Source organism: Halostella litorea (assembly GCF_004785955.1).
GTDB lineage: Archaea > Halobacteriota > Halobacteria > Halobacteriales > Natronoarchaeaceae > Halostella > Halostella litorea.
Window position 1 is genome coordinate 1135859 of the sequence record NZ_SJER01000001.1, and the last position, 21786, is coordinate 1157644.

20 protein-coding genes are annotated in these 21786 nt (G+C 69.7%); 9 read left to right on the forward strand and 11 right to left on the reverse strand.

Annotated elements, in window-relative coordinates:
* The first annotated feature begins 226 nt into the window (after positions 1 to 226).
* From larE to EYW40_RS11455, 3 genes are all read left to right on the forward strand, one after another.
* Positions 227 to 1108, forward strand: coding sequence for an ATP-dependent sacrificial sulfur transferase LarE (gene larE, locus EYW40_RS11445; RefSeq protein ID WP_135821732.1), 882 nt, complete (start codon positions 227 to 229; stop codon positions 1106 to 1108).
* A 221-nt stretch (positions 1109 to 1329) separates the two neighbouring features.
* The gene (locus EYW40_RS19635) at positions 1330 to 1716 is read left to right on the forward strand and encodes a hypothetical protein (RefSeq protein WP_161973199.1); all 387 of its coding nucleotides are present in this window, start codon (positions 1330 to 1332) and stop codon (positions 1714 to 1716) included.
* A gap of 629 nt (positions 1717 to 2345) precedes the next feature.
* Positions 2346 to 3266: an NAD+ synthase gene (locus EYW40_RS11455; RefSeq protein ID WP_135821733.1), complete on the forward strand. Its 921-nt coding sequence runs from the start codon at positions 2346 to 2348 to the stop codon at positions 3264 to 3266.
* A gap of 98 nt (positions 3267 to 3364) precedes the next feature.
* On the opposite strand, the gene EYW40_RS11460 is transcribed toward EYW40_RS11455, so the two are convergent.
* From EYW40_RS11460 to EYW40_RS11475, 4 genes are all read right to left on the reverse strand, one after another.
* Entirely contained in the window at positions 3365 to 5131 is a 1767-nt protein-coding gene (locus EYW40_RS11460) for a nitrite/sulfite reductase (RefSeq protein WP_135821734.1), read from the reverse strand.
* 241 nt (positions 5132 to 5372) lie between these two features.
* Complete coding sequence (locus tag EYW40_RS11465) at positions 5373 to 5990, reverse strand: NTP transferase domain-containing protein (RefSeq protein WP_161973200.1); 618 nt, start codon at positions 5988 to 5990, stop codon at positions 5373 to 5375.
* Positions 5987 to 8074, reverse strand: coding sequence for an assimilatory nitrate reductase NasA (gene nasA, locus EYW40_RS11470; RefSeq protein WP_135821735.1), 2088 nt, complete (start codon positions 8072 to 8074; stop codon positions 5987 to 5989). Before nasA ends, EYW40_RS11465 begins: the two co-directional genes overlap by 4 nt.
* 298 nt (positions 8075 to 8372) lie before the next feature.
* On the reverse strand, positions 8373 to 9368 hold the full coding sequence (locus EYW40_RS11475; protein WP_135821736.1) for a twin-arginine translocase subunit TatC: 996 nt from the start codon (positions 9366 to 9368) through the stop codon (positions 8373 to 8375).
* Positions 9369 to 9475: 107 nt separating this feature from the next.
* Between EYW40_RS11475 and EYW40_RS11480 the strand changes: the two genes are divergently transcribed.
* Positions 9476 to 11734, forward strand: coding sequence for a twin-arginine translocase subunit TatC (locus EYW40_RS11480; RefSeq protein WP_135821737.1), 2259 nt, complete (start codon positions 9476 to 9478; stop codon positions 11732 to 11734).
* A gap of 263 nt (positions 11735 to 11997) precedes the next feature.
* Here the strand turns inward: EYW40_RS11480 and EYW40_RS11485 are convergent, their stop codons facing one another.
* Both EYW40_RS11485 and EYW40_RS11490 read right to left on the reverse strand, forming a co-directional pair.
* A complete protein-coding gene (locus EYW40_RS11485; RefSeq protein ID WP_135821738.1) occupies positions 11998 to 12768 on the reverse strand; it encodes an RlmE family RNA methyltransferase in 771 nt (256 codons plus the stop codon).
* Between the two features lie 114 nt (positions 12769 to 12882).
* On the reverse strand, positions 12883 to 13749 hold the full coding sequence (locus tag EYW40_RS11490; RefSeq protein WP_135821739.1) for an alpha/beta fold hydrolase: 867 nt from the start codon (positions 13747 to 13749) through the stop codon (positions 12883 to 12885).
* 103 nt (positions 13750 to 13852) lie between these two features.
* Here EYW40_RS11490 and EYW40_RS11495 point away from each other — a divergent pair, with 103 nt between their 5' ends.
* From EYW40_RS11495 to EYW40_RS11505, 3 genes are all read left to right on the forward strand, one after another.
* Positions 13853 to 14596 (forward strand): DNA polymerase sliding clamp, encoded by a 744-nt coding sequence (locus EYW40_RS11495; RefSeq protein WP_135821740.1) that lies wholly within the window; start codon positions 13853 to 13855, stop codon positions 14594 to 14596.
* Between the two features lie 6 nt (positions 14597 to 14602).
* Entirely contained in the window at positions 14603 to 14782 is a 180-nt protein-coding gene (locus tag EYW40_RS11500) for a hypothetical protein (RefSeq protein WP_135821741.1), read from the forward strand.
* 90 nt (positions 14783 to 14872) lie between these two features.
* On the forward strand, positions 14873 to 15829 hold the full coding sequence (locus EYW40_RS11505; protein WP_135821742.1) for a C-terminal binding protein: 957 nt from the start codon (positions 14873 to 14875) through the stop codon (positions 15827 to 15829).
* Positions 15830 to 15883: 54 nt separating this feature from the next.
* On the opposite strand, the gene EYW40_RS11510 is transcribed toward EYW40_RS11505, so the two are convergent.
* Entirely contained in the window at positions 15884 to 16519 is a 636-nt protein-coding gene (locus EYW40_RS11510; RefSeq protein ID WP_135821743.1) for a DUF7474 family protein, read from the reverse strand.
* 125 nt (positions 16520 to 16644) lie between these two features.
* On the opposite strand from EYW40_RS11510, the gene EYW40_RS11515 reads away from it, so the two are divergent.
* Positions 16645 to 17661 carry a DNA primase large subunit PriL gene (locus EYW40_RS11515; protein ID WP_135821744.1) on the forward strand — a complete coding sequence of 339 codons (1017 nt, stop codon included), beginning with the start codon at positions 16645 to 16647 and terminating at the stop codon, positions 17659 to 17661.
* 30 nt (positions 17662 to 17691) lie between these two features.
* On the opposite strand, the gene EYW40_RS11520 is transcribed toward EYW40_RS11515, so the two are convergent.
* The 4 genes from EYW40_RS11520 to EYW40_RS11535 form a co-directional block, all read right to left on the reverse strand.
* The gene (locus EYW40_RS11520; RefSeq protein WP_135821745.1) at positions 17692 to 17940 is read right to left on the reverse strand and encodes a DUF7472 family protein; all 249 of its coding nucleotides are present in this window, start codon (positions 17938 to 17940) and stop codon (positions 17692 to 17694) included.
* A gap of 111 nt (positions 17941 to 18051) precedes the next feature.
* Positions 18052 to 19101, reverse strand: a complete 1050-nt coding sequence (locus tag EYW40_RS11525; protein ID WP_135821746.1) for a DUF7350 domain-containing protein — start codon at positions 19099 to 19101, stop codon at positions 18052 to 18054.
* Between the two features lie 65 nt (positions 19102 to 19166).
* Positions 19167 to 19679: a winged helix-turn-helix transcriptional regulator gene (locus EYW40_RS11530; RefSeq protein ID WP_135821747.1), complete on the reverse strand. Its 513-nt coding sequence runs from the start codon at positions 19677 to 19679 to the stop codon at positions 19167 to 19169.
* Positions 19676 to 20005 carry a DUF7471 family protein gene (locus tag EYW40_RS11535; protein WP_135821748.1) on the reverse strand — a complete coding sequence of 110 codons (330 nt, stop codon included), beginning with the start codon at positions 20003 to 20005 and terminating at the stop codon, positions 19676 to 19678. The genes EYW40_RS11530 and EYW40_RS11535 overlap by 4 nt, the downstream gene beginning before the upstream one ends.
* A gap of 353 nt (positions 20006 to 20358) precedes the next feature.
* On the opposite strand from EYW40_RS11535, the gene EYW40_RS11540 reads away from it, so the two are divergent.
* The gene (locus EYW40_RS11540) at positions 20359 to 21513 is read left to right on the forward strand and encodes an outer membrane protein assembly factor BamB family protein (protein ID WP_135821749.1); all 1155 of its coding nucleotides are present in this window, start codon (positions 20359 to 20361) and stop codon (positions 21511 to 21513) included.
* Positions 21514 to 21786: the final 273 nt, after the last annotated feature.

The window sequence follows — 21786 nt, forward strand, 5'->3', positions numbered from 1 at the left end:
TCGGAGGGGAGGGGAAAAATCTCCCGCCCGGGGACCGCCACCGTGAGAAACATTGGCAAATAGAAAGGAAACCCCTGCGTTTCGGGTGGAGAACGGCCCGAAACGCCCGTTTCGGGGGTCGAACCGGTCCCGCGGCGACGCGGAAAGACGTCGGGCACGCGCCGGACGCGTCGGCCGCGTACCGCGTGCAACGCGCTTTTGGCCGCGCGACGGCTACGACCGCGGTATGACATCCGTCGAGGAGAAGATGGCGGCCGTCCGCGACGACCTCGCGGAGCGCGACGGCGTGCTCGTGGCGTTCAGCGGCGGCGTGGACTCCAGCGTCGTCGCGACGCTGGCCGCGGAGGCGCTGGGCGACGACGCCGTCGCCTGCACCGCCAAAAGCGAGACGCTGCCGGACGCGGAACTCGACGACGCAAAGCGCGTCGCGGGGGAGATCGGGATCCGCCACGAGATAGTCGAGTTCAGCGAACTCGACAGCCCGGCGTTCGTCGAGAACGACGGCGACCGCTGTTACCACTGCCGGACGATGCGCCTCGGTGAGATGTTCGACGCCGCCGAGCGCATGGGGATCGAGGTCGTCTGCGACGGGACGAACGCCAGCGACCCCGGCGACGGCCACCGGCCCGGCCTCCAGGCCGTCGACGAACTCGACGCCTACTCGCCGCTTCTGGCCCACGGCATCACGAAGGAGGAGGTCCGTGAGATCGCCGACCGCTACGACCTCTCGGTCGCCGACAAGCCGTCGATGGCCTGCCTCTCCTCGCGGATCCCGACCGGGCTCGAAGTGACCGAGGAGCGGCTCACCCGCGTCGAGAAGGCCGAGACGGTCCTCCGGCAGTGGGGGTTCTCGCAGTTCCGCGTCCGCGACCACGACGGCCTCGCCCGCATCGAGATCGCGCCCGAGGAACTGGACGCCGCGCTGAACCGCGAGTTCGTCGAGACCGTCCGGGAGCACCTCGCGGACCTTGGCTTCGACCACGTCACGCTGGACCTCCACGGCTACCGGACGGGCAGCGTCAGCCCGGACGACGAGCCGGTCGTCGCCGACGTGTTCGACGACGGGGACGACGACCCGCTGGCCGCCGACTACCCGCAGGCCGAGTGACGACGCCGGCGCGACCGACCGCCGTTTCGGCCCGGCCCCGGGCGGGCGAGCCGCCGGGATGACTGACCGACGTATTTCCGCGACGTACGGTAGACGAACGGGCACCTATTGCGCGCTGTACCCGGAAGGAAGTGTGATATCCGTCCAGAAACACGCGTTCCGTCCGCGAATATTGACTGAGTCTCTACGCACGTAAGGTCGCGTGTCGATACGATCACTCGATGGACGACGACGACATCCCGGCCGCCTGGGATCGGGAAGTACACGAGACGCGGACAGCCGAGTTCGTGGACTACGTCCACGCCTCCGGGGACGTACGGGTGCGGATCACCCCGCCCGAGAACACCGACGACGGCGCGTACGCCGTCGACGCCACTCTGTTTCCCCACACGAGCCTCGCGGAGGAGTACGACGTGCGGACGGTCGCCTCCGGCCGCCGCGCCGACCGGATCGCCCTCGAGTTCGCCTCGCTGTTCGACGGCGCGTACGGCGGCCCCGGCGGCGACGGCGGCGGCGAGATGCCCGTCGAGGACGCCGTCGCCTACGCGCTGGAGCGGACGCGCCCCACCGACGCCGTCGGGATGCAGGTGCCCTCCCGGGACGAGTGACGGCGCGGCCCGCCGTCCCCTGTGCCGATACGCACGACCCCGACGGCCGCTCGAACCTCACGACCGCCTGAACCCCACCTGCTCGAACCCGACGGCCGCCCGAACCCCACGACAGCCCACGCCGGCATCCGACCGCCCGTGGGCACGCGGCCGGTGCGCGGTCCCCCGCCCGTCCGACGACGCGAACGACCGTCGCGTAGCTCCGGGCACAGTCGTGAGTCCGTTCGTCCAGCTAAACTCTGAATCTGTGGTTAGACGTTGTGTTTGATGAGCGATCGACTAACGATAGGGTAGGTATTCGGGTAGACATAGGACGTTTTAGGAAAAATACTTATGCCCTCGTCACGACCTCACAACTGCCGGAGGTGAGAACACGAGGCTACACGACCGCAGGTTTCGGACTCGACGGACGCTGACCCGGGAGCGACGTCGTTGTACGCTGTCACCAGTGGGATGTCAGCCACGCCTGTCGACACCAGCCACCTGCGCCGACGCGGGCCGATCGTCGTTGACCTGTGCGCGATCCCCCATCGTCGGCGGTATTTCGTGCGACGGCGACGTCTGCCGCGACGACAGTCTCTCCCATCTCCCTGCTTCGACGGACGAGCGCTGCGCGGTTTTGATACAGTATGTTTGATACGGACACGAACGACGAGTACGGGCACGGACGGACGACGGCCGACGCCGTCGCGACCGAGGAGGCGGCCGAGCGGGCGCACTCGGACATCCGCACGTTCCTCCGGGGGAAGGTCGCCGACGCGGGGGCGAGCGGTGCCGTCGTCGCGATGAGCGGCGGGATCGACTCGACCGTGACGGCGACGCTGGCGGCGGACGCGCTCGGCCCCGACCGCGTACTCGGCCTCGGGATGCCCTGCACCAAGGTCGACAGCGCCCACGCCGCGGAGGCCCGGACGGTCGCGGAGGACCTCGGCATCGAGTTCCGGGAGGTCCAGCTCCGCCCGCTGCTCGACATGTTCGAGGACGTCGTCGCCCCGACAGTCGCGCCGGCGGGGGACAAGGACGCGGTCGGCAACGCCATCGCGCGGCTCCGGATGGCGTGTACGTACTACGCGGCCAACGCCCGGTCGCGGCTCGTCGTCGGCACGGCCAACCGCTCGGAGCTGCTGCTCGGCTACTTCACGAAACACGGCGACGGGGCGGCGGACCTCTACCCGATCGGCGACCTGTACAAGACGGAGGTCAGGACGCTCGCGCGCCACCTCGATGTCCCCCCGCGGATCATCGAGAAGGAGCCCACCGCGGGCCTGTGGGCGGGCCAGACAGACGAGGCGGAGATCGGTGCCGGCTACGACGCGGTCGACCCCCTCCTCCGGCGGCTGGTCGACGAGGGCGAGCGCGTCGAGCGGGCCGCCGACGAGGCCGGCGTGGACGTGGAAACAGCCGAGCGCGTCGCCGCGATGTACGTCGACACCCTCCACAAGCGGACGGTCCCGCCGACGCCGGGCGTCCGCGGCGGGAACGGCAAGCAGCCGTCGTACTCGCTGCACCTCGCGGACGAGGTCCGGCGGGCGTCGGACGGCGGCGACTGACCGCGGCCGCCTACGCGTCCCGCTGCTCGACGAGTTCCGGCGCGGCGTCGAACGGCGCGGGCTGTGCCCGGCGCTCGACGTCGCGCTCCTCCCGGGCGTCAGTCATCGGCCGAGAGCGGCGTGCCGTCCGGCGCGGTCGGCGCGGGGCTCTCGCCGTCCTCGAACGGGTACCACGACTGCTTGGCGTCGGTCAGGCAGGGGTCCTCGTAGTCGGTCTCCTCGGGCTCCGCGAGTTCGATGATGGTCTCGTGGCCCGTCGCCTCGACCCACTCGCGGAACGTCTGGCCCTCCGTCCGGAGCGCGGCAAAGGCCTCGACGAGGTTGCGGATCAGCCCCGGCAGTTCGTCGGCGGGCACGCGCTGGCGGACCCACTCGATGAACGTCGGCTCCTCGCCGATCCCGCCGCCGACGCCGACGTCGACGGCCTCGACCATCTCGCCGTCCTTGCGGGCGCGCATGCCCTGGAGGCCGATGTCGGCGGTCATCGCCTGCCCGCAGTCGGCGGTACAGCCCGAGAAGTGGATCTTCAGTCGGCTCACGTCGTCCGGCAGGTCGACGTTGGCCCGCAGCCAGCGGAGCAGTTCGGCGGTGCGGACCTTCGTCTCCGTCAGCGCGAGCGAGCAGAACTCCGTCCCCGTGCAGGCGACCGCGCCGCGCTCGAAGGCGTTTGGCTCCGGCGGCAGGTCGTCGAGCAGCGGCTCGGCGAGCAGGCCGTCCAGCTCAGCCTCCGGCACGTCCACGATCAGCGGGTTCTGCCGCCGGGTGAGCCGGACCTCGCCGGAGCCGTAGGCGTGGGCGAGGTCGGCCAGTTCCATGACCTCCGCCGCCCGGAGCCGGCCGACCGGGACGCTCAGGCCGACGTAGTAGTTGCCGTCGGCCTGCTCGTGGACGCCGACGTGGTCGTGCTTGCCGCGCTCGGCCTTCCGGCCGGCGTTGTACGTGTACTCGTCGCGCAGGTCCGTCCCCGCGCGGCCGAGGTCGAAGTCGACCCGCTCGGCGAGTTCCTCGCGGATCGCGTCGGTGCCCCACTCGTCGACGAAGAAGCGGGCGCGGTTCTTCGAGCGGTTCTCGCGGCCGCCCTCCTCGTGGTACAGTTCGACGAACGCCCGGACCAGTTCGACCGCGTTCCCCGGGCGGACGAAGACGTCCAGCGGCCGTGCGGGGCGCGGCTCGCGCCCGCCCAGCCCGCCGCCGGCCCGCACGTTGAAGCCGGTCACCTGCTCGCCGCCCTCCAGCTTCCGCGCCGGTTCAAGCGCCACGTCGTTGATGCTGTCCTGGGCGCAGCCCTCGCGACAGCCCGTCACGCTGATGTTGAACTTCCGGGGCATGTTCGACAGCGCGTCGTCGCCGCGGATCGTCTCCTGTATCTCGTCCAGCAGCCCCCGGCTCTCGACGTACTCGTGTCTGTCCTTCCCGGCGACCGGGCAGCCGGAGATGTTGCGCATCGTGTCCCCGCCGGCCGAGCGCGAGGAGACGCCGACGGCCTCCAGCTTCTCCCAGATGGCGGGCACGTCTTCCAGCTTGAGCCAGTGGAGCTGGACCGACTGCCGCGTCGTCAGGTCGATGAACCCGTTCCCCCACTCGGGGTTTGCGGCCGGGCCGGTCGCGTACTCGTCGGCCACCTCGCCGATCGCCCGGAGCTGGCCCGGCTCCAGCACGCCGCCGCAGTTGGTCAGGCGCATCATGAAGTAGCTCTCCTGCCCGGAGCGCTGGTGGAACAGCCCCCAGAACTTGAACCGGGAGAACCACGCGTCGCGCTCGTCCTCCGGCACCGACTCCCACCCGCGCTCGGCGAACTCCAGTATCTTCTCGCGGACCTCGTCGCCGTAGCAGTCGGCCTTCCAGGCCTCCTTCTTATGCGCCATCGGCGGCCACCTCGGCGAATGGTTGTGAACGTTCGTTCATATCACGCTGTGATTTCCCTGCGTTCATGTCGGTAATACGGGAGAGAGTACGCCAAAGGCTAACAAAAGACTAATCGTTGAACAATTACGGAACTATCCCGGTTCCGGCGACGTGCGGTCGGAGTTAAGCCGTATTAATGGTGTTTTAGGTCAATGAACGTCCGATAATCGGCCGGTCGTCCGGCCGGGAACGGCCGGTTCGTCAATCCGACTCGCTGCGGCCCTCGACCGACGGGTCGCGGGGCGCGCGCAGCGCCGCGGGCGAGTCCACGCGCCGGAGCGTCGCCGGGTCGACCCGCGACCGGAACCGCGCCTCGTCCACGTCGGCGACCGACAGCGCCGTCAGCACGCCCCGAACGTCGCCCTCGCCGCGCCGCAGCGCCGTCGTGCAGGCGTCGACCGCGGCGGCCACGTCGTACACCGCACACAGCGGGCGCTGGCGGCCGTCGATCCGCGGGACCGCGGCGTCGGCGTCGCTCGCGTCGAGGGCCTCCACGAGCAGGCCGACCGCGCGGCCGTCGACCGCCGCCACGTCGGGGGCGACGACGGCGGCGCGGTGACAGCCACACGTCCGCAGGCCGGCCCGGAGCGTCGCCGCGGGGCCGCCGGCCGCCGCCGGGTCCGGCGCGAGTCGGGCATCCAGCCCGTCCAGCGCGCCGGCGACCGCGTCCCGCCGGTCGGGCCGGCAGGTGACGACCAGCCGGTCGGTCCGGCCCGAGAGCGTCCCCGCCACGCGACGGACGAGCGTCCCGTCGCCGTCGGCCGGCCGCTCCGCGCCGTCGGGGCGACAGCCGCCCGCGACGATCCCGGCGACGGTCACTGTGGCACCCCCTTTGCGCGCTCGGCCGTGCCGTCCGGCGTCGCCAGCCTGACCGCGCACTGCTTGAAGTTCGGCTCGTCCGACCGCGGGTCGGTCGCCGGGAGCGTCAGGTCGTTCACCGCGGGGTGGTGGATCGGCAGCCAGACGACGCCGTCGGGCACGCCCTCGTCGACGCTGACGGCCGCGTCGACCGAGCCGCGGCGCGAGACGACCGTCACGCGGCGGTCGTCGCCCCCCTCGCCGGCGACGTCCCCGTCGAACGCCGCCGCGGTGGCCGGGCTGACCCTGGCGGCGGGCGGGTCGCCGGAGCGCGTCCTGACGCCGGTGTTGTACGCGTCCGGCGACCGCGCCGTCGTCAGCGTGAGCGGGTACTCCTCGTCCGGCGGCTCCGGGAGGCCGCCGTGGCTCGCGGTCGAGAACCGCGCGCGGCCCGACGGCGTGGGGAACGACCAGTCGCCGTCGTCGTGGTAGCGGTAACCGCCCTCGCTGGCGGCGTCGGGCGCGGGCCAGCGCACCGCGCCCGCCGCGTCGAGGCGGTCGTAGGTGATCCCCGACAGGTCCGCGGGCGTCCCGGCGGTGAGCGCGGCGAACTCGTCGAAGACGGCCTCCGGGTCGACCGGCGGCCGGTCGAGCAGCCCCGGCGCGACGCGGGCGGCCACGGCCGCGACGATGTCCAGGTCCGACCACACCCCGCTCGGCGTGTCCGTCGCCGCGCGGACCCGGGAGACGCGCCGCTCCATGTTCGTCACGGTCCCCTCGGTCTCGCCCCACGTCGCGGCCGGCAGCACCACGTCGGCGTGCTCGACCGTCTCCGAGCGGAAGGCGTCCTGGACGACGAGGAACGCGTCGTCGAGCAGTTCCCGCGCCCGCCCCGCGTCCGGCAGGCCCGCCGCGGGGTTGGTCGCCACGGTCCAACAGACCTCCACGGGGCCGTCGTCGACCGCGTCGACGATCCCCACGGGGCCGGGGCCGGGGTCGTCCGGCAGGACCGACGGGTCGACGCTCCACGCCTCGGCCACCCGTCCGCGGGCTTCGGGGTCGTCGAACGACCGGTGGCCCGGCCACGTCCCCTTCGAGGAGCAGACGCGGGTGCCCATCGAGTTGGCCTGCCCGGTCAGCGAGAACGGCCCGGTGCCGGGACCGAGGTTGCCCGAGGCGAGACAGAGGTCGACCAGCGCGCCGGCGGTGGCCGTCCCCTGGACGGACTGATTGACGCCCATTCCCCAGTACAGCAGCGCGTCCCGCTCCAGCGCGGCCGCGAGGCGGTCGACCGCGTCGAGGGACACCCCGGCCGTCGCGGCGGCGTCGGCCGCGTCGGGCAGCGCGTCCCGGAGGGCGGCAAAGCCCGTCGTCGCCCGCTCGACGAACGCGTCGTCGACGCGGCCCCGGTCGACGAGGCGCGCCAGCACGGCCCGGGCGAGCGCGAGGTCGGTCCCCGGGTCCGGCGCGACGTGTGCGTCGGCCATCTCGGCCGTCTCGCTCTCGACGGGGTCGACGACGACGAGTTCGCTCCCCGCGTCGTCCGCCGAGTCGGCGATCCACCGGAACATGACCGGGTGGGCCGCCGCGGGGTTCGCCCCCCAGACGAGGTGGGTCTCCGCCTCCGGGACGTCGTCGTACGTCGGCGGCGGCGCGTCGCTCCCGAACGCGTCGTAGTACGCCGTCACCGCGCTCGCCATGCACAGCGTCGTGTTCGCGTCGTAGTGCCGGGTGCCAATGCCGGCCCGCGCGAGTTTGCCGAGCGCGTACGCCGCCTCGTTGGTCTGCTGGCCGCTCCCGAGGACGGCCACCGAGTCCGGGTCGCGCTCGGCCGCCGCCGCGATCCCCTCGGCGGCGGCGGTCAGCGCCACGTCCCACGTCGTCGCCGTCAGTTCGCCGTTCGCCCGGACGAGCGGCCGCGTCAGCCACTCGCCGTCCGGGTTCGCCGTCTCGTCGACGCCGCGCTGGCAGGCGAGCCCGCGGTTGACGGGGTGGCTCGGGTCGCCCCGGACCAGGTCCAGCCCGTACCCCTGGTCGGCCGCCTGCTGGACGTGCCCGCAGCCGACGGCACAGCGGACGCAGGTCGTCGGCACCTGGCCCGTCACGGGCGGCCCACCCCGCCCCGACCGCATCCGATCCGCCGTTCGATCAGTTCCCCGGAGAAATTCGAAACGAACGACCTCAGATTCATATCGAGTTGCACGGTGCGCCATTTTATAACCCTGACCGTTACGGATCGTCGAATAAACGCCCCGTCCCGTGGCCGAGCGGTCGGTCTTGAAGGGGATATAACCGCGTTAACCGCACGGACCGACGGGCGCTGGCCGGCCAAACCACACGGCCCCAACGGTTGCGGCGCTGTCGGGCGTCGTCGAGCGGAACCGGACGGCCGGCCCGCCGGCGTCAGCGGCCGACCCAGCGGAGCAGGAACAGCGTCCCCTCGAACAGGATCACCATCGTCGACGCGACGAGGATGGGGGCCATCCCGGTCGGGTCGGGGCTGAAGAGGAAGGCGATGCCGAGGAACGCGCCCCAGAAGTAGAGGCGGCGGTCGGCGAGCCACTTCCGGGTGGTGATCCCCATCATGATCGCGAGCATGATGAAAAGCGGGATCTGGAAGACCAGCGCCAGCATCCCCATCATCATGAGGATCAGGTTGAACGTGTCCCGGAGTGCGAAGGCGATGTCGGCCGTCGCCTGCGAGTAGTAGAGGAAGTAGGTAAACAGCGCGGGCAGCACGAGGAAGTACGCGAACGCGACGCCGAAAAGCGCCAGCACGAGGCTCGTCGGGACCGCCGCGAGGTAGTACCGGCGCTCCTGCGGGTAGAGGCCGGGCCGCATGAACAGGTACGTCTCGTAGACGAACACGGGCAACGCGAGGACGAAGCCGGCGAGGCTGGCGAGTTTCAGCTCCGCCAGTTTCAGCTCCAGCGGCCCGTAGACGTGGGGCGGCGCACACGACTCCTGGCCGGGACAGGTCGTCACCGTCCCCGGGTGGATGTGGTACCAGATGGTCGTGATGAAGTCCTCGGCGAAGGGGAAGGCGACGGTGGTGACGACGGCCGCGATGACCACGACGACCCCGAGCCGCTTGACCATCTCCTCGATGTGGGCGGCCAGCGGGAGTTCCTCGTCGTCCGGCGGCTGGGTCCACTCTTCCTCGACGTCCTCGCCGACGCCGGTGCCCGTCTCGGGGCCGCCGTGTGCCGGCGGCGTGGCGTCCACGTCGTCGGCGGCGTCGAACGAGGGACCGCCCGCCCCGGCGTCCGGCGTCGCCCGCTCGATCGGGTCGTCGGCGCCGGGCACGGTGTGGTCGGGCACGTCCTGCTCGGGGGAGTCCCACGGCTCGTCGGGGTCGTTCGTCTCCCGCCCAGAACCGTCCTCCGGCTCGTCCGCCATTCGTCCGTGTGTACGCGGACGGCTTCTTATAGGCCTTTTTGTACCGTCCGCCACGGCGGCGAGAGAAGAAGATTGATAACCACGACAGGGGAATCCACCGACGAGTAATGAGTTCGGCCGTCGACGACGACACGGTCCAAGCCGTCAACGCGGGCCGCGAGACGATCGGCGCGATGCTGTCGTCCGCGCAGTCCCACCTCCAGAAGGTGTTCATCGTCTTCGTCGTCGGCATGATGGCGACGATCTGGGGCCTCCGGACGTTCGTCTGGGAGTTCCTGAAGTCAAACACCACCTCGCAGCTCGGCGGCACGCCCGCGGAGGGGCAGGTGGACTTCATCGTCCGGACGCCGTTCGACGTGATACTGCTGCAGGTGAAGATCGGGTTGCTCGTCGGCGTGTTGCTCGCCGTCCCCTTCCTGCTGTACTTCTCCCGGGACGCCCTGCGCGAACGGGGGTACACCTCCGTCGTCCCCGTCACCCGCGGCCGGGTCGCCGGCTTCGTCGTCCTCTCTATCGGCCTGTTCGTCGGCGGCGTCGTGTACGCCTACGGCGTGTTCTTCCCCTTCATGTTCGAGTTCCTCGCGGTCAACGCCGTCCGCGCGGAGATAAAGCCCAGTTACGGGATCGTCCTCTACACGCAGTTCCTCCTGCTGTTGACCGTCTCGTTCGGCCTCGCGGCCCAGCTCCCGCTCGTGATGAGCGTCCTCTCGTACGCTGAGATAGTCCCCTACGAGACGTTCCGCGACAAGTGGCGCTACGCGGTCGTCGGCATCTTCGCGTTCGGCGCGCTGTTCTCGCCGCCCGACCCGTTCACCCAGATCATGTGGGCCGCGCCGCTCGTGGTCCTCTACGTCGTCAGCCTCGGCCTCGCGAAGCTGGTGACGAACGTCCGCCGGACCGGGGCCGCCCCGGACGCCGTCGGGGCGGGGTCGGGACGACGGACCGTTGGCATCGGCGCGCTCGCGGTCGCCGCGACGTTCGCCGCCACGGTCGGCGCGATCCGCGCCGGCGCCGTCGGCTACCTCAACCGCGAACTGCTCCCGATAGTTGACCGAACTGTCGTCGACGCGCTCAACGGCTCGGTCCTCCCGTCGCTGCCGTTCGGCCCCGACGCCGTGACGACGCGGCCGCTGTCGACGCCGGCCGGCCTCGCCGAGCAGGCGGTCGTCGCCGGCGAAGTCGCCCTCGTCGTCGCCCTGCTGCTCGTGCTCGCCTACACGGTCAAGGTGCTCCGGGAGCCCGTCGCACCGCGGTACGACGCCGCGACCGGCACCCCGGACCCCGCCGACATCGACCTCGGGCCGCTCGACGCCGCCGGCGTCCGGGCGGCCCCGCCGGAGGTGTTCGCTGACCTGACCGAGGACGAGGCGCTGGCCCGCGCCCGCGAGGCGATGGACGCCGACCGGCCGGAGAAGGCCGAGGCGATCCTCGACCGCTTCGACGAGGCCGAGGCGATGGCCGACGACGACGAAGCCGCGGCGGCCGCGAGCGCCGACGGCACGGACGGCGAGGGCGGCGACGGCGGTGGCGGGGAGGGACCGGGCGGCACCGCGACCAGCACCGCCGCGGGCATGGTCGACGCCTTCACCGAGGAGGAGACGACCGAGGAGGACATCGGCGGCTACTACTACGACCTCTCCTTTATCCTGCAGAGCCTCACGTCGAAGATGTTCCGCATCGTCGGCCTCTTCATGGTCGTCCTCGCGGGCACGTTCTTCTGGCTCTACCAGGGCGGCATCGGGCGGATCCGGGAGGACTTCCTCCGGAAGATGCCCCCGGAGGTGATCGGCAACGTGCAGGACCCCGTCATCGCCATGCACCCCGTCGAGGCGCTCATCTTCGAGGTGAAGGTGTCGACGATCCTCGCGGCCGTCGCCGTCGCGCCGCTGGTCGTCTACTACGCCTGGCCGGCCATGTCCGAACGCGGGTTCGTCAGCGGCGACCGCCGCGTGTTCGGCGTGTGGGGGCTGGCGATCCTCGGCGGTATCGTCGGCGGGAGCGCCGTCGGCTACCTCTTCGTCGCGCCGACGATCATCTCCTATCTGGTCGCCGACGCCTACCAGGCCGGGATGGTGATCTCCTACCGCCTGAAGAACTTCTTCTGGCTCATCTTCCTCACCACCGCCGGGATCGGCATCCTCGGGAACATCCTCGTCACGCAGGTCATGTTCCACCTCGGGGGGATCGTCTCGTTCGAGTCGATGTACAGGCGCTGGCGGATCGTCACCATCCTGATCTTCGCGCTCGCCGGCCTGCTGACGCCGTCGGGCGTCCTCACGATGCTCATCGTCGCCATCCCGGTGGCGCTGACGTACGTGCTCGGGCTGGGGATCCTCTACGTGATCACGCTGCCGAGCCGGCTCTGAGCGGGCCGACGCTTCCTCCTGCGGCCGTCGTCGCCCGACCATGGTAGCGACGGGATCGTCGAACGTGACCGGGAGTGCTGGACGGCCCAGCGAAGTGCGCCTCCTCGTCGAGCACGGCGTTCGCCACGCTCCTGTTGCTCACCCGGGCGACCGCGCCGGACCGGACGCTACTGACCGTCGAGAACGGCGTCTCGCGTCGCCTTCGCGGCGTTCAGACGTGCTGCTGGTATCGGGTGGCCCGGCGGCCGGAGGGCCCTGAGGCGTCAGTCCGCGCGCTTGGCGAAGCCGAACCGGGGCTTCACGTCGGTCACCTCGACCTCCAGTTCGTCGCCGACCTCGCCGTCGCGGACGAACAGCGTGTACTCCTCGACCTTGGCGACGCCGTCGCCCTCGCTGCCCTCGTCGACTATCTCGACGGTCAGCCGGTCGCCCTCGCGGACGGGCGCGGTCAGCCGCCCCTTGGCGATCAGGTACACCTCCGAGGACTCGTCGCGGGAGGCGTCGGGGCTGGTCGTGCGGACGTACTCGAACTCCGCCTCCATCTCCTCCCGGAGGTCGTCGAGGTCCTGCCCTTCGAACACCTTCACCGCGAAGTCGCCGCCGCTGTCGAGCAGTTCCAGCGCCGTCTCGAACGCCTGCCGCGCGAGGTGGACCGAGCGGGCGTGGTCGAGGCCGTACTCGCCGGTCATGTTCGGCGCGAGGTCGGAGACGACCACGTCCGCGTCCCCGACGAGGTCGACGACCTCCTCGCGGGTCGACTCGTCGGTCATGTCGCCGCGGACGTACTCGACGGTCGCGTCGGGGTCCTCCAGCGGGTCGATCCGCTGGCGGTCGACGCCGACGACGGTGCCGCCCTCGCCGGCCATCTCCGCGGCGACCTGCATCCAGCCGCCGGGGGCCGCCCCGAGGTCGACGACCGTGTTGCCGGGCCCGATCAGCCCCTCCAGCCGGTCTAGCTGCTTGAGCTTGTACGCCGCGCGGCTCCGGTACCCCTCCTGTTTGGACTTGTTGTAGTAGTGGTCCTTCCCCGTCATGCTGTCGTCACCGGGTTTCGGGCCGCGTACGGACGCCGAGCCGCGTGCGAACGTGCGTTCATACACGGGGAGACGCCGTCGACCCGGAAAGGCACATCGGATGAACCGCCGTCTTCAGTCGCCGTCGGCGGCGGCGCGCGGCGAGCCATCGCCGGTCACGTCCCGGAGGAACGATTCGAGCACCGCCGTGAACGCCTCCGGCTGTTCCAGCATCAGCCCGTGGCCCGCGTTTGCGACCTCGCGGACCCGGACGTCGGTCGGGGCCCGGTCCAGCCGGTCGGCCTTGCCGGCGATGACGTCGCTCGTCAGTTCGCCGTAGGCGTACAGCACCGGGACGTGGAAGTCCGTCGGGCTCGCGCCCACGTACTCGCGGCCGGCGGTCACGAACTTCCCCTCGACGTCGAGCGACATCCCGTCCGTGACCGCCTCCGCGTACTCGGACGGGGTACAGCCGAGTTCGGGTACCTCCTCGTCGGAGCCCTGTTCGGCGTCGGCGACGCGTTCGGCGACGAACTCCATGAACCGGTCGTACCGCTCCCGCCCGACGACGGATTCGAGGCGGGCGAGCACGGGCTGGAGCCGGAACATCGCTCGCTCGAACGCGCTCTCCCCGATCGCCGTCCGCGCGTCGGCGAACGCGATGCCTGCCACGTCGTCCGGGTACCGGACGGCGTACTCCGCGGCGATCAGCCCGCCGTAGGAGTGCGCACAGAGGACGGGGCTGTCCAGCGACAGCGCCTCAACGAGCGCGTGGAGGTCCTCCGCCAGAAGCCCGATCGAGTACGCCGTTCCGGGGGCCCCCTCGCTCTCGCCGTGGTCGCGGTAGTCGTACGCCACCAGGTCGTACTCGTCGGCGAGCGCCGCCAGCTGTGGCCGCCAGGACCGGCGGTCCCAGCCGAGCCCGTGGATGAACACGACCGGCGGTCCCGAACCGGTCCGTTCGTAGTGCGTCTCCACGCCGTTGGTCGTGACGGACGGCATAGGGACACGTACCGCGGACCTGTCGGATAACGGTACCGACGCCTCCCGCGCGCACGCGGAACGCGCGGTTTTTTATGTGGGGCCGCCAAATCTCGACCCAAGAATGTTCAAGGCGATAGTGAGCGCGGAGACGCTCGGGACCGCGCTCGACTCCGTGAGCGTGTTGGTCGACGAGTGTAAGATCCATCTCGACGACGACGGCATTGAAATCCGGGCGGTCGACCCCGCGAACGTCGGCATGGTCGACCTCTCGCTGTCGGCCGACGCGTTCGAGTCCTACGAGGCCGACGGCGGCGTCATCGGCGTCAACCTCTCGCGGCTGGAGGACATCGTCGGGATGGCCGACTCCGACCAGCTCGTCGAGCTCGAACTCGACGAGGAGACCCGCAAGCTCCACATCCAGATCGACGGGCTAGAGTACACGCTGGCGCTCATCGACCCAGACTCGATCCGGCAGGAGCCGGACATCCCCGACCTCGACCTCGCCTCCGAGATCGTCATCGAGGGCGCGGACATCGACCGGGCGGTCACCGCCGCCGACATGGTGTCGGACCACATCGCGCTGGGCGTCGACGAGGAGAAGGAACTGTTCTACGTCGACGCCGAGGGCGACACCGACGACGTCCACCTCGAACTCGACCGGGAGGACCTCATCGACCTGCAGGCCGGCCCCGCCTACTCGCTGTTCAGCCTCGACTACCTGAAGGACATGAACAAGGCGATCGCCAAGGACGCCGAGGTCACCCTGGAACTGGGCGAGGAGTTCCCCGTCAAGATCCACTTCGACATCGCCGAGGGCAACGGGCAGGTCACGTTCATGCTCGCGCCCCGGATCCAGAGCGACTGAGTCGCCATGCCCCCCGCGTCCGGTGTCGGCCGCGGTGCCGGACTCGCCGCCGTCGCCGGCGGGGTCGGCGGCGCTGTCGGGGCCGGCGCCCTCGACTCGGCCGTCCACGCCGGCCTGCTGGCCGGCCTCTTCGCCGCCGTCGCCGTGCTCGGCCGTCGGTGGGCGCGTCGCCGGGCGGCCGGCTGACCCGGGCAATGTAGTGATCGATCGTACGTTATTAGCCGCCGAGAATAGCCCGATCGTCTTTTATCCCGGCGGACGAACGTCCGATCGTCAATGGAAGTCGTCGTAAGCGACACCCCCTTCGTCGACGCCGAACTGTTCCGCGACCGGCTGGACGCCGACGTGACCGTCGCGGACACGAGCACGGAGGCCGCCGTCTCGGCGGCCGCCGCGACCGCCGACGCGCTGGTGGTCGACGTGAACACGCCGGCCACCGCGGCGGTGTTCGAGGCGTGCGAGTCCCTGCGGCTGGTGGCCCGCGCCGGGACGGGCGTCGACAACGTTGACGTGGCGGCCGCCGCCGAGCACGGCGTGACGGTGACGAACGTGCCCGACTACTCCACCGACGAGGTGGCGACCCACGCGCTGTCCCTCCTGCTGGCCTGCAAGCGACGCCTGCGGCCGTACGACGCCGAGGTGCGGGACGGGGAGTGGGCCTGGGAGGCGGGCCGCCCGCTCTCGCCCGTCGTCGGGTCGACGCTCGGCGTCGTCTCCTTCGGCGCGATCGCTCGGCGGCTGGTCGAACTGGCCGACGGGTTCGACCTCGACGTGGCCGTCTACGACCCGTACGTCGACGAGGCGACCGTCGCGGAGTACGGCGCGCGCCGCGTCGACTTCGGCACGCTGCTCGACGAGTCCGACGCCGTCTCGGTCCACGCGCCGCTCACCGACGAGACGCGCGGGATGTTCGACGCCGACGCGTTCGAGCGGCTGGACGACGGCGCGGTGCTGGTCAACGTCGGCCGGGGCGGGATCGTCGACGAGGACGCCCTGTACGACGCGCTGACGGGCGGCGACCTGGCCGCGGCGGGGCTGGACGTGCTCGCCGAGGAGCCGCCGGACGGGTCGCCGCTGTTCGACCTGGAGAACGTCGTCGTGACGCCCCACGCCGGGTTCTACTCGGAGCGGTCGCTGGCGGACCTGAACGAGACGCTGCTCGCGGACGTGCAGGCGGTGCTGGCGGGCGAGGATCCGGAACACGTCGTCGACCCGGACGCTGACTGGCGCTGATTCGTCCGGACAAGCGACCGTCCGACCGCGGACCGCCGCGGCGTCGCCGCCGGCCTACCCCCGGCGGTCGATGACGCGTTTCGCCGCCGTCGCCTTCTCCTTCCAGCCGTACCCCTCCTCGTACACGTGGCGCTTGCTCTCGACGAGTTGCTCGGGCGAGGACTCCTCGAAGCCGCCGCGGGCCCACGTGCCGCTGTCGTGGAGCCACTCGACGACCCGCTCCTTGGTTTCGCGCCAGGAGAAGCCGACCATCTCGTAGTAGGCGATCATCGCGAACACGGCGTTGTCGTGACAGCCGGGCACCGACCCCTCGCGGTAGATGGTGCGCAGCGGCTCGCGGTCGGGCTGGCTGAGGTGTTCGCGGCGCTGTTCCGGGCTGGTCAGCGCCAGGTCGCCGTCCGACCCGCGGACGCGGTTGGCGGCCGCGTCGGCCTCGTCGCCGCTCCCGACCTCGAAGACGCGGAACTCGTCGCGCAACAGCGACAGCGCCGCCGCGTGGAGCGCGCCCCAGTCACCGTCGACGGCGTCGCGGAGCGCAGCCTCCGGTCGCGGCTCGGCCGACAGCGCCGCGACGATGTCGACGTACGCCTTCTCGATGGTCGCCCACGACGTGCCCGCGAACCGGCAGTCCGTCTCGTGGAGGTTGTTCGTGGTCCGGCAGTCGGGGCAGGGGTAGTCGAAGTACGGCACTCGCACGCTGGTAGGCGAGCGATCGGACTTAGTTCGTCCGGTCGGTGGCGACGCCGCCGACCCCGGCCGCCCGACTGGCCGGCCGACCGAGTTATTTATCGGGTGGCGGAAGTAACGGGTCGCCGATGCAACGCTTCCACGCCCGGTACCCCTTCCTCGACGCCGCCCGCGAGGCGGTCGACGAGGCGGCTGTCGATCTGGCCGACCTCGTCGCCCGGGACGACCCCGCCGCGGTCGAGCGCGCCGTCGGCCGCGTCGAGGCGGCGCTGTCGGGGGACACGACCGGCGAACCCGACCTCCGCCGCCCGCGGGTCGAACTGCTCTCCTACCCCGTCGCGCGCGTCCTCGTCTCGCTCGTCGACGACCCCGTGTTGACCCGCAAGTACGCCCGCGCCGAGGCGGTTACCGCCCACCGCCGGTTCACCGAGGACTTCGACGCGGACGAACTGCGCAGCGCCAGCAGCGAGCGCATGAGCCGCGACCGGTTGCTCCGCGAGTTCGACCTGACGGCGACGGCGGCCGGCGACGGCTACCGCGTCCCGGTCGGCGACTACCTGACGCTGTCCGGCGACCTCCCGGGCGACCGCTGGCGGCTGGCGAGCCGGGCGCTCGCGGACGGCGGCGTCCCCGTCGACGAGGAGGAACTCCACCTCCTGCTCCGGCAGGCCGTCGAGCGCCGGGTGAGCGAGGGGCTACCCCTCGCCGTCCCCGAGGCCATCGCGACCGAACTGGCGGACGCGGTCGAGGCCGTCGAGGACCTGCTCGCGGACCTCGAACTCTCCGGCGATATCGACGCCGTCGTCCCGGACCTGTTCCCGCCCTGCCTCCAGCGTCTCGCGGAGCGCGAGCGCGACGGCGCGCTCCCCGAGCCCGACCGGTTCGTGCTCACGTCGTTCCTGACCGCCATCGGGATGGACGGGAGCGAGGTCGCGGCGTTCTGTGCCGACGGCGACGACTACCGCGCCGACAGGATAGCGACCGCGGACGGCGGGACGGAGTACCCGCCGCCGTCCTGCGAGACGATGGCGGAGTACGGCCTCTGCGTGAACAAGGACGACGTCTGCGAAACGGTGCCACACCCGCTGAAGTACTACGAGAAGCGGCTCGACGCGGCCGACGCGGCGGCGGACTGGCGCGACTAGCGCCGGGAGGGGGCGGCGAGCGGCCGGCGACTACGCCCCGTTCGCGCCGTCCGGGTCGGCCTGCTCGGCGTCGGACTCGAAGTCGGCCTTCGAGAGCGCGAAGCCGACCGCGAACATCAGCAGTATGAACAGGAAGATGACGCCGACGAGCACCTGCCCGCCCGTCGTCGTCAGTTCGCCGTCCGTCGTGTAGCTCGACCCGACGAACATCATCGCGCCGATCATCGTCCCGACGGCCCCCACGGAGACGACGATCTCGGTCAGCGTCTGTCGGTCCATGTCCGGAACGACAGCGTCGCCGGCGAAAAGCGCTTCGAAAGCCGTCCCGCCGGCGGACGGGCCGTGGCGCGCCGGGTCCGGTTGAGGGCGGCGATGGACCGCCGGCCCGGCTCACTCGACGGTGAGCGTCGCCGTCGAGCCGCCGAAGAAGGCCGTCTCGTACCCCTCGTGGCGGGCGGTCTGGGGCGGCGTGTCGATCCCGACCGTCAGTTCGTCGCCGGACTCGACGCCGTCGACGACCGCGCCGTAGTGGTAGCCGAGTTCGGGGTCGAGCGTCCGCCGGAACTCGCCCTCGTACACGGCGTCGCCGCCGCGGGTGAGCGAGCCGGACACCGCCATCTCCGGGAGGAGCATCCGGTTGTGGCGCGTCCGGGCCGACAGCGCGACGTACGTGCCGTCGCCGCCGAACGGCGCGGCGTCGACGGCCGTCGCGACGAAGATGGCGTCGCCGATTTCGGCGGTGCCGAGCGCCTCGCCGGGCAGCGACTCCGGCGCGACGGCGTTCGGGAACGACATCGCCATCGGCGCGAGCGCGTCCTGGTCGCCGGCGTCGTCGAGTTCGCGGTAGCTGATCGACTCGCGGTCGTCCTCGCTGTACTCCCAGTCGATCGTCACGCTCGCGGGGTCGCCGAAGCGCCCCTCGAACCCGCGAGTCCGGCGGGTGCCCATCCCGCCGACGCTCACCGTCACCTCGTAGCTCCCGTCGCCGTCGAGGCCGAAGTTCGCGCCGTAGTGAAAGCCCATCCGCTGGGAGAGCATGGCGTAGATGACCTCCTCCGAGACGAGGTTCCCGGAATCGTCGCGGATCTCCAGCGAGAGGCCGGTGTCCGGGAGGACGGTGCGCGTCTCCGGGTCCCAGACGGTCGCCATCAGGTGTACGTCGTCCTCGTCGGTGAGGGCGTGTTTCGACGCCTCGTTCCCGGTGACCGTCCAGAACCGGTGGGCGTAGCTGTAGGTCAGCGCGAACTCGTAGTCGCCGCTGGCGGCGCTCCCGACCATCTCCATCCCCTCGACGTGGGTCGGCAGGTACACCGCGTCCGGGCGGTCGTCGAGGACCGGCGGCATCCCGGCCGACCGCGTCTGGAGGACGCCGTCGAGACAGCCGGCCAGCCCGGCGACGGCGAGGCCGCCGGCGGCGCGCAGCGCGTCGCGTCGTTGCATGCGTCCCCCTCGGGGCCCTGCGTGAAAACCCGTTCTGGTCCGCCCCTCGAAACGGGGGTCTGAGGTCACTCCGGGAGCAGGTCGTCGACAAGGCGGGTGAACCGGTCGACGAGGCGCTCGGAGACCGTCGGCTCGACGGCGTCCAGCAGGCGGACGGTGCGTTCGGGGTCGACGAGCACCAGCGTCACCCGCCCCCCGTCGCCGCGCTCCTTGCGGACGAGGTCGCGCTCGACGAGGCGGTCGAGGTGGTACTCCAGCGTGCTCCGCGCGACGCCGAGGTCGTCGGCCAGGTCGCCCGGGCGCTGGGGGCCGCCAACGACGAGCGCCGCGAGCGCGTCCCGCGCCGTCTCGCGCCGGCACAGCGCCAGCGCGGCGCGCTCCCGCTCGTCGACGTTCGGCGGGTAGTAGTGGGTGCGGCCGTAGAGGCGCTCGCGGACGAGGCGGTCCGCGTCGAGCAGCCGCCGCACGTGGTGCTGGACCTGCCCGGGGGCGAGGTCGAGCGTCCGGACGAGTTCGTTGAAGTGGATCCCCGGGTCCGCCGCGACGCGGTCCTCGATGCGCGCGCGGTGCTCGCTCATGCCTCGCCCTCCGCGACGCTCGGGGCGGTCGTCCGCGCGGCGTACACGGCGGCGATCACCAGCCCCGCCATGACGACGTCGAGCGCGTGTTCGAACAGGTGGTGGGAGGCGTCGGGCAGGACGCCGGCCATCGTCAGGACGGCGACGGCGGTTCGGGCGGCAAGCGTCGCCAGCGCCAGCGCGACCAGCAGATACGACCGCGACCGCCGGCGGAGCAGCGCGGCGAGCGCGAGGCCGAGGACGACTGCGGAGGCGACGGCGGCGACCCCGACGACGGCCGCGAGCACCGGGTCGCCCGCCGACGGGGAGGCGTGGAGCGGGTTCATGCACCCGGATAGGACCCCCGGGCATCTTACCCTGTCGGACCCGGAGCGTCGTGTTCCGGTGAGTTGACTGAATTCATTTCAGGCCCCGACGCGATATCTATTCGGACGTCCTTGTTTGGATACGACCTCGGTAACCTGCCAACGCACCGATCGGACAGATCTGACGGACAGCATGCAACAGTGGGCGTTTGAGATTGGTGGGCCCGTAGCCACTTTACCGGCGGTTGTTGACGAAACGGTGTGCCTCGCGAGTTGGGGTAATAGAACCCACGTAGTCACGAACCGCTAATTCTCGGTGAGAACCTATTAACTATCTGAACATCTTTATGTGTTTGACGTGAGTTCAGGAATATATGGAGCACTCGCGGCGGGAGTATTTGACCACGCTCGGCGCGGCGGTCGCAATAGGAAGCGCAGGCTGCACTGGGAACGAATCTGATGCCGGAAATCCTGGCGAAGACGGGGCCAAGACGACCAGCAGTAAGATCGCGGATCATACAGAAACCCAGTCGGAGAGTAATGAGACGACCAATGAATCCGAGGACACGCCAAATGTCACTCAGATATGGGACTTCAAGACAAACAATCGGATAGTGTCATCGCCGACAGTTGTTGACGATACGATCTTTGTCGGAAGTACGGATAACAATATCTACGCTATTGATGCGAACGACGGTACCGAACAATGGGCCTACGGGACGGGTGGATCGATAAATACATCGCCAGCAGTTATGGACGGGACTCTCTATGTCGGGAGTAGCAACGGTAAGCTATACGCGCTGGATGCAAACACCGGAGAGCAGCGGGGTACTTTTGAAAGCTATAGTGAGGGGTTCTCGTCACCAACAGTCGTTGATGGAACCGTTTACATTGGAAGCCGAGACGGGAAGGTGTACGCACTAAGTACCGATGGTAATTATCAATGGGCCTTCGAAACGGGCGAAAGTGTGTTTTCTACACCAACGGTCGTTGAGAATACAGTCTACGTCGGGAACTTTGAGGGCAGCGTGTTCGCTCTCGACGCGAGCGAAGGTACCGAACAGTGGGTCTTCAAAACGGGCGGAAATATTCGGAATGAATCTCCAGCAGTTAGTGACGGTACTGTCTATATTGGAAGTGGTGACAGTATCGTGTATGCACTGAATGCCAGTTCCGGCGAGGAACAGTGGACCTTTGAAACGTCTTCCCCGGCCTTCTCGTCACCGACGGTCGTTGACGGTACGGTTTACATCGGAAGTGATGACCGCGTGTACGCACTAAATGCAAGTACCGGTGAGCAACAATGGGCTATCGACACTGGATCTGAAGCTTCTTCGCCAACAGTCACTAACGGTACCGTATATCTTGGAAACTGGGATAACAATGTGTACGCACTGAATGCAAGTTCCGGCGAGCAACGATGGACCTACGATACAGGTGGAGAATTAGTTTCTTCACCGGTAGTTACGAACGGGGCTATCTATGTGGGAAGTAGAGACGGTAATGTGTATGCGCTGAGTCGCGAATAACTGCCCCCAACCTCTATAAATTCGGTTTAGTATATATATATAATTCCGATTCATATAAACGAAATATAACAAAACAGCGTCACACGGAGTGACTTTATCCTAAACGTAGCTATCGGATCCGTATCCGCACGGTTAGGAGTTACATATTATCGGATTGGTAACTGTGGTTGCTACGATATTACCCGAGATGGCATAGATACCAACCCCTTGTTGCCGCGTCATATCGATCCACGGACGTGCAAGACTTACCCGTCTCCGGCACCAAGGATCCGT

What these genes read in the sequence shown, in the direction of transcription:
- larE (WP_135821732.1), top strand. Translation starts at nt 227, where the DNA reads ATGACATCCGTCGAGGAGAAGATGGCGGCCGTCCGCGACGACCTCGCG.
- EYW40_RS19635 (WP_161973199.1), top strand. Translation starts at nt 1,330, where the DNA reads ATGGACGACGACGACATCCCGGCCGCCTGGGATCGGGAAGTACACGAG.
- EYW40_RS11455 (WP_135821733.1), top strand. Translation starts at nt 2,346, where the DNA reads ATGTTTGATACGGACACGAACGACGAGTACGGGCACGGACGGACGACG.
- EYW40_RS11460 (WP_135821734.1), bottom strand. Translation starts at nt 5,131, where the DNA reads ATGGCGCATAAGAAGGAGGCCTGGAAGGCCGACTGCTACGGCGACGAG.
- EYW40_RS11475 (WP_135821736.1), bottom strand. Translation starts at nt 9,368, where the DNA reads ATGGCGGACGAGCCGGAGGACGGTTCTGGGCGGGAGACGAACGACCCC.
- EYW40_RS11480 (WP_135821737.1), top strand. Translation starts at nt 9,476, where the DNA reads ATGAGTTCGGCCGTCGACGACGACACGGTCCAAGCCGTCAACGCGGGC.
- EYW40_RS11485 (WP_135821738.1), bottom strand. Translation starts at nt 12,768, where the DNA reads ATGACGGGGAAGGACCACTACTACAACAAGTCCAAACAGGAGGGGTAC.
- EYW40_RS11490 (WP_135821739.1), bottom strand. Translation starts at nt 13,749, where the DNA reads ATGCCGTCCGTCACGACCAACGGCGTGGAGACGCACTACGAACGGACC.
- EYW40_RS11495 (WP_135821740.1), top strand. Translation starts at nt 13,853, where the DNA reads ATGTTCAAGGCGATAGTGAGCGCGGAGACGCTCGGGACCGCGCTCGAC.
- EYW40_RS11500 (WP_135821741.1), top strand. Translation starts at nt 14,603, where the DNA reads ATGCCCCCCGCGTCCGGTGTCGGCCGCGGTGCCGGACTCGCCGCCGTC.
- EYW40_RS11505 (WP_135821742.1), top strand. Translation starts at nt 14,873, where the DNA reads ATGGAAGTCGTCGTAAGCGACACCCCCTTCGTCGACGCCGAACTGTTC.
- EYW40_RS11515 (WP_135821744.1), top strand. Translation starts at nt 16,645, where the DNA reads ATGCAACGCTTCCACGCCCGGTACCCCTTCCTCGACGCCGCCCGCGAG.
- EYW40_RS11520 (WP_135821745.1), bottom strand. Translation starts at nt 17,940, where the DNA reads ATGGACCGACAGACGCTGACCGAGATCGTCGTCTCCGTGGGGGCCGTC.
- EYW40_RS11525 (WP_135821746.1), bottom strand. Translation starts at nt 19,101, where the DNA reads ATGCAACGACGCGACGCGCTGCGCGCCGCCGGCGGCCTCGCCGTCGCC.
- EYW40_RS11530 (WP_135821747.1), bottom strand. Translation starts at nt 19,679, where the DNA reads ATGAGCGAGCACCGCGCGCGCATCGAGGACCGCGTCGCGGCGGACCCG.
- EYW40_RS11535 (WP_135821748.1), bottom strand. Translation starts at nt 20,005, where the DNA reads ATGAACCCGCTCCACGCCTCCCCGTCGGCGGGCGACCCGGTGCTCGCG.
- EYW40_RS11540 (WP_135821749.1), top strand. Translation starts at nt 20,359, where the DNA reads ATGGAGCACTCGCGGCGGGAGTATTTGACCACGCTCGGCGCGGCGGTC.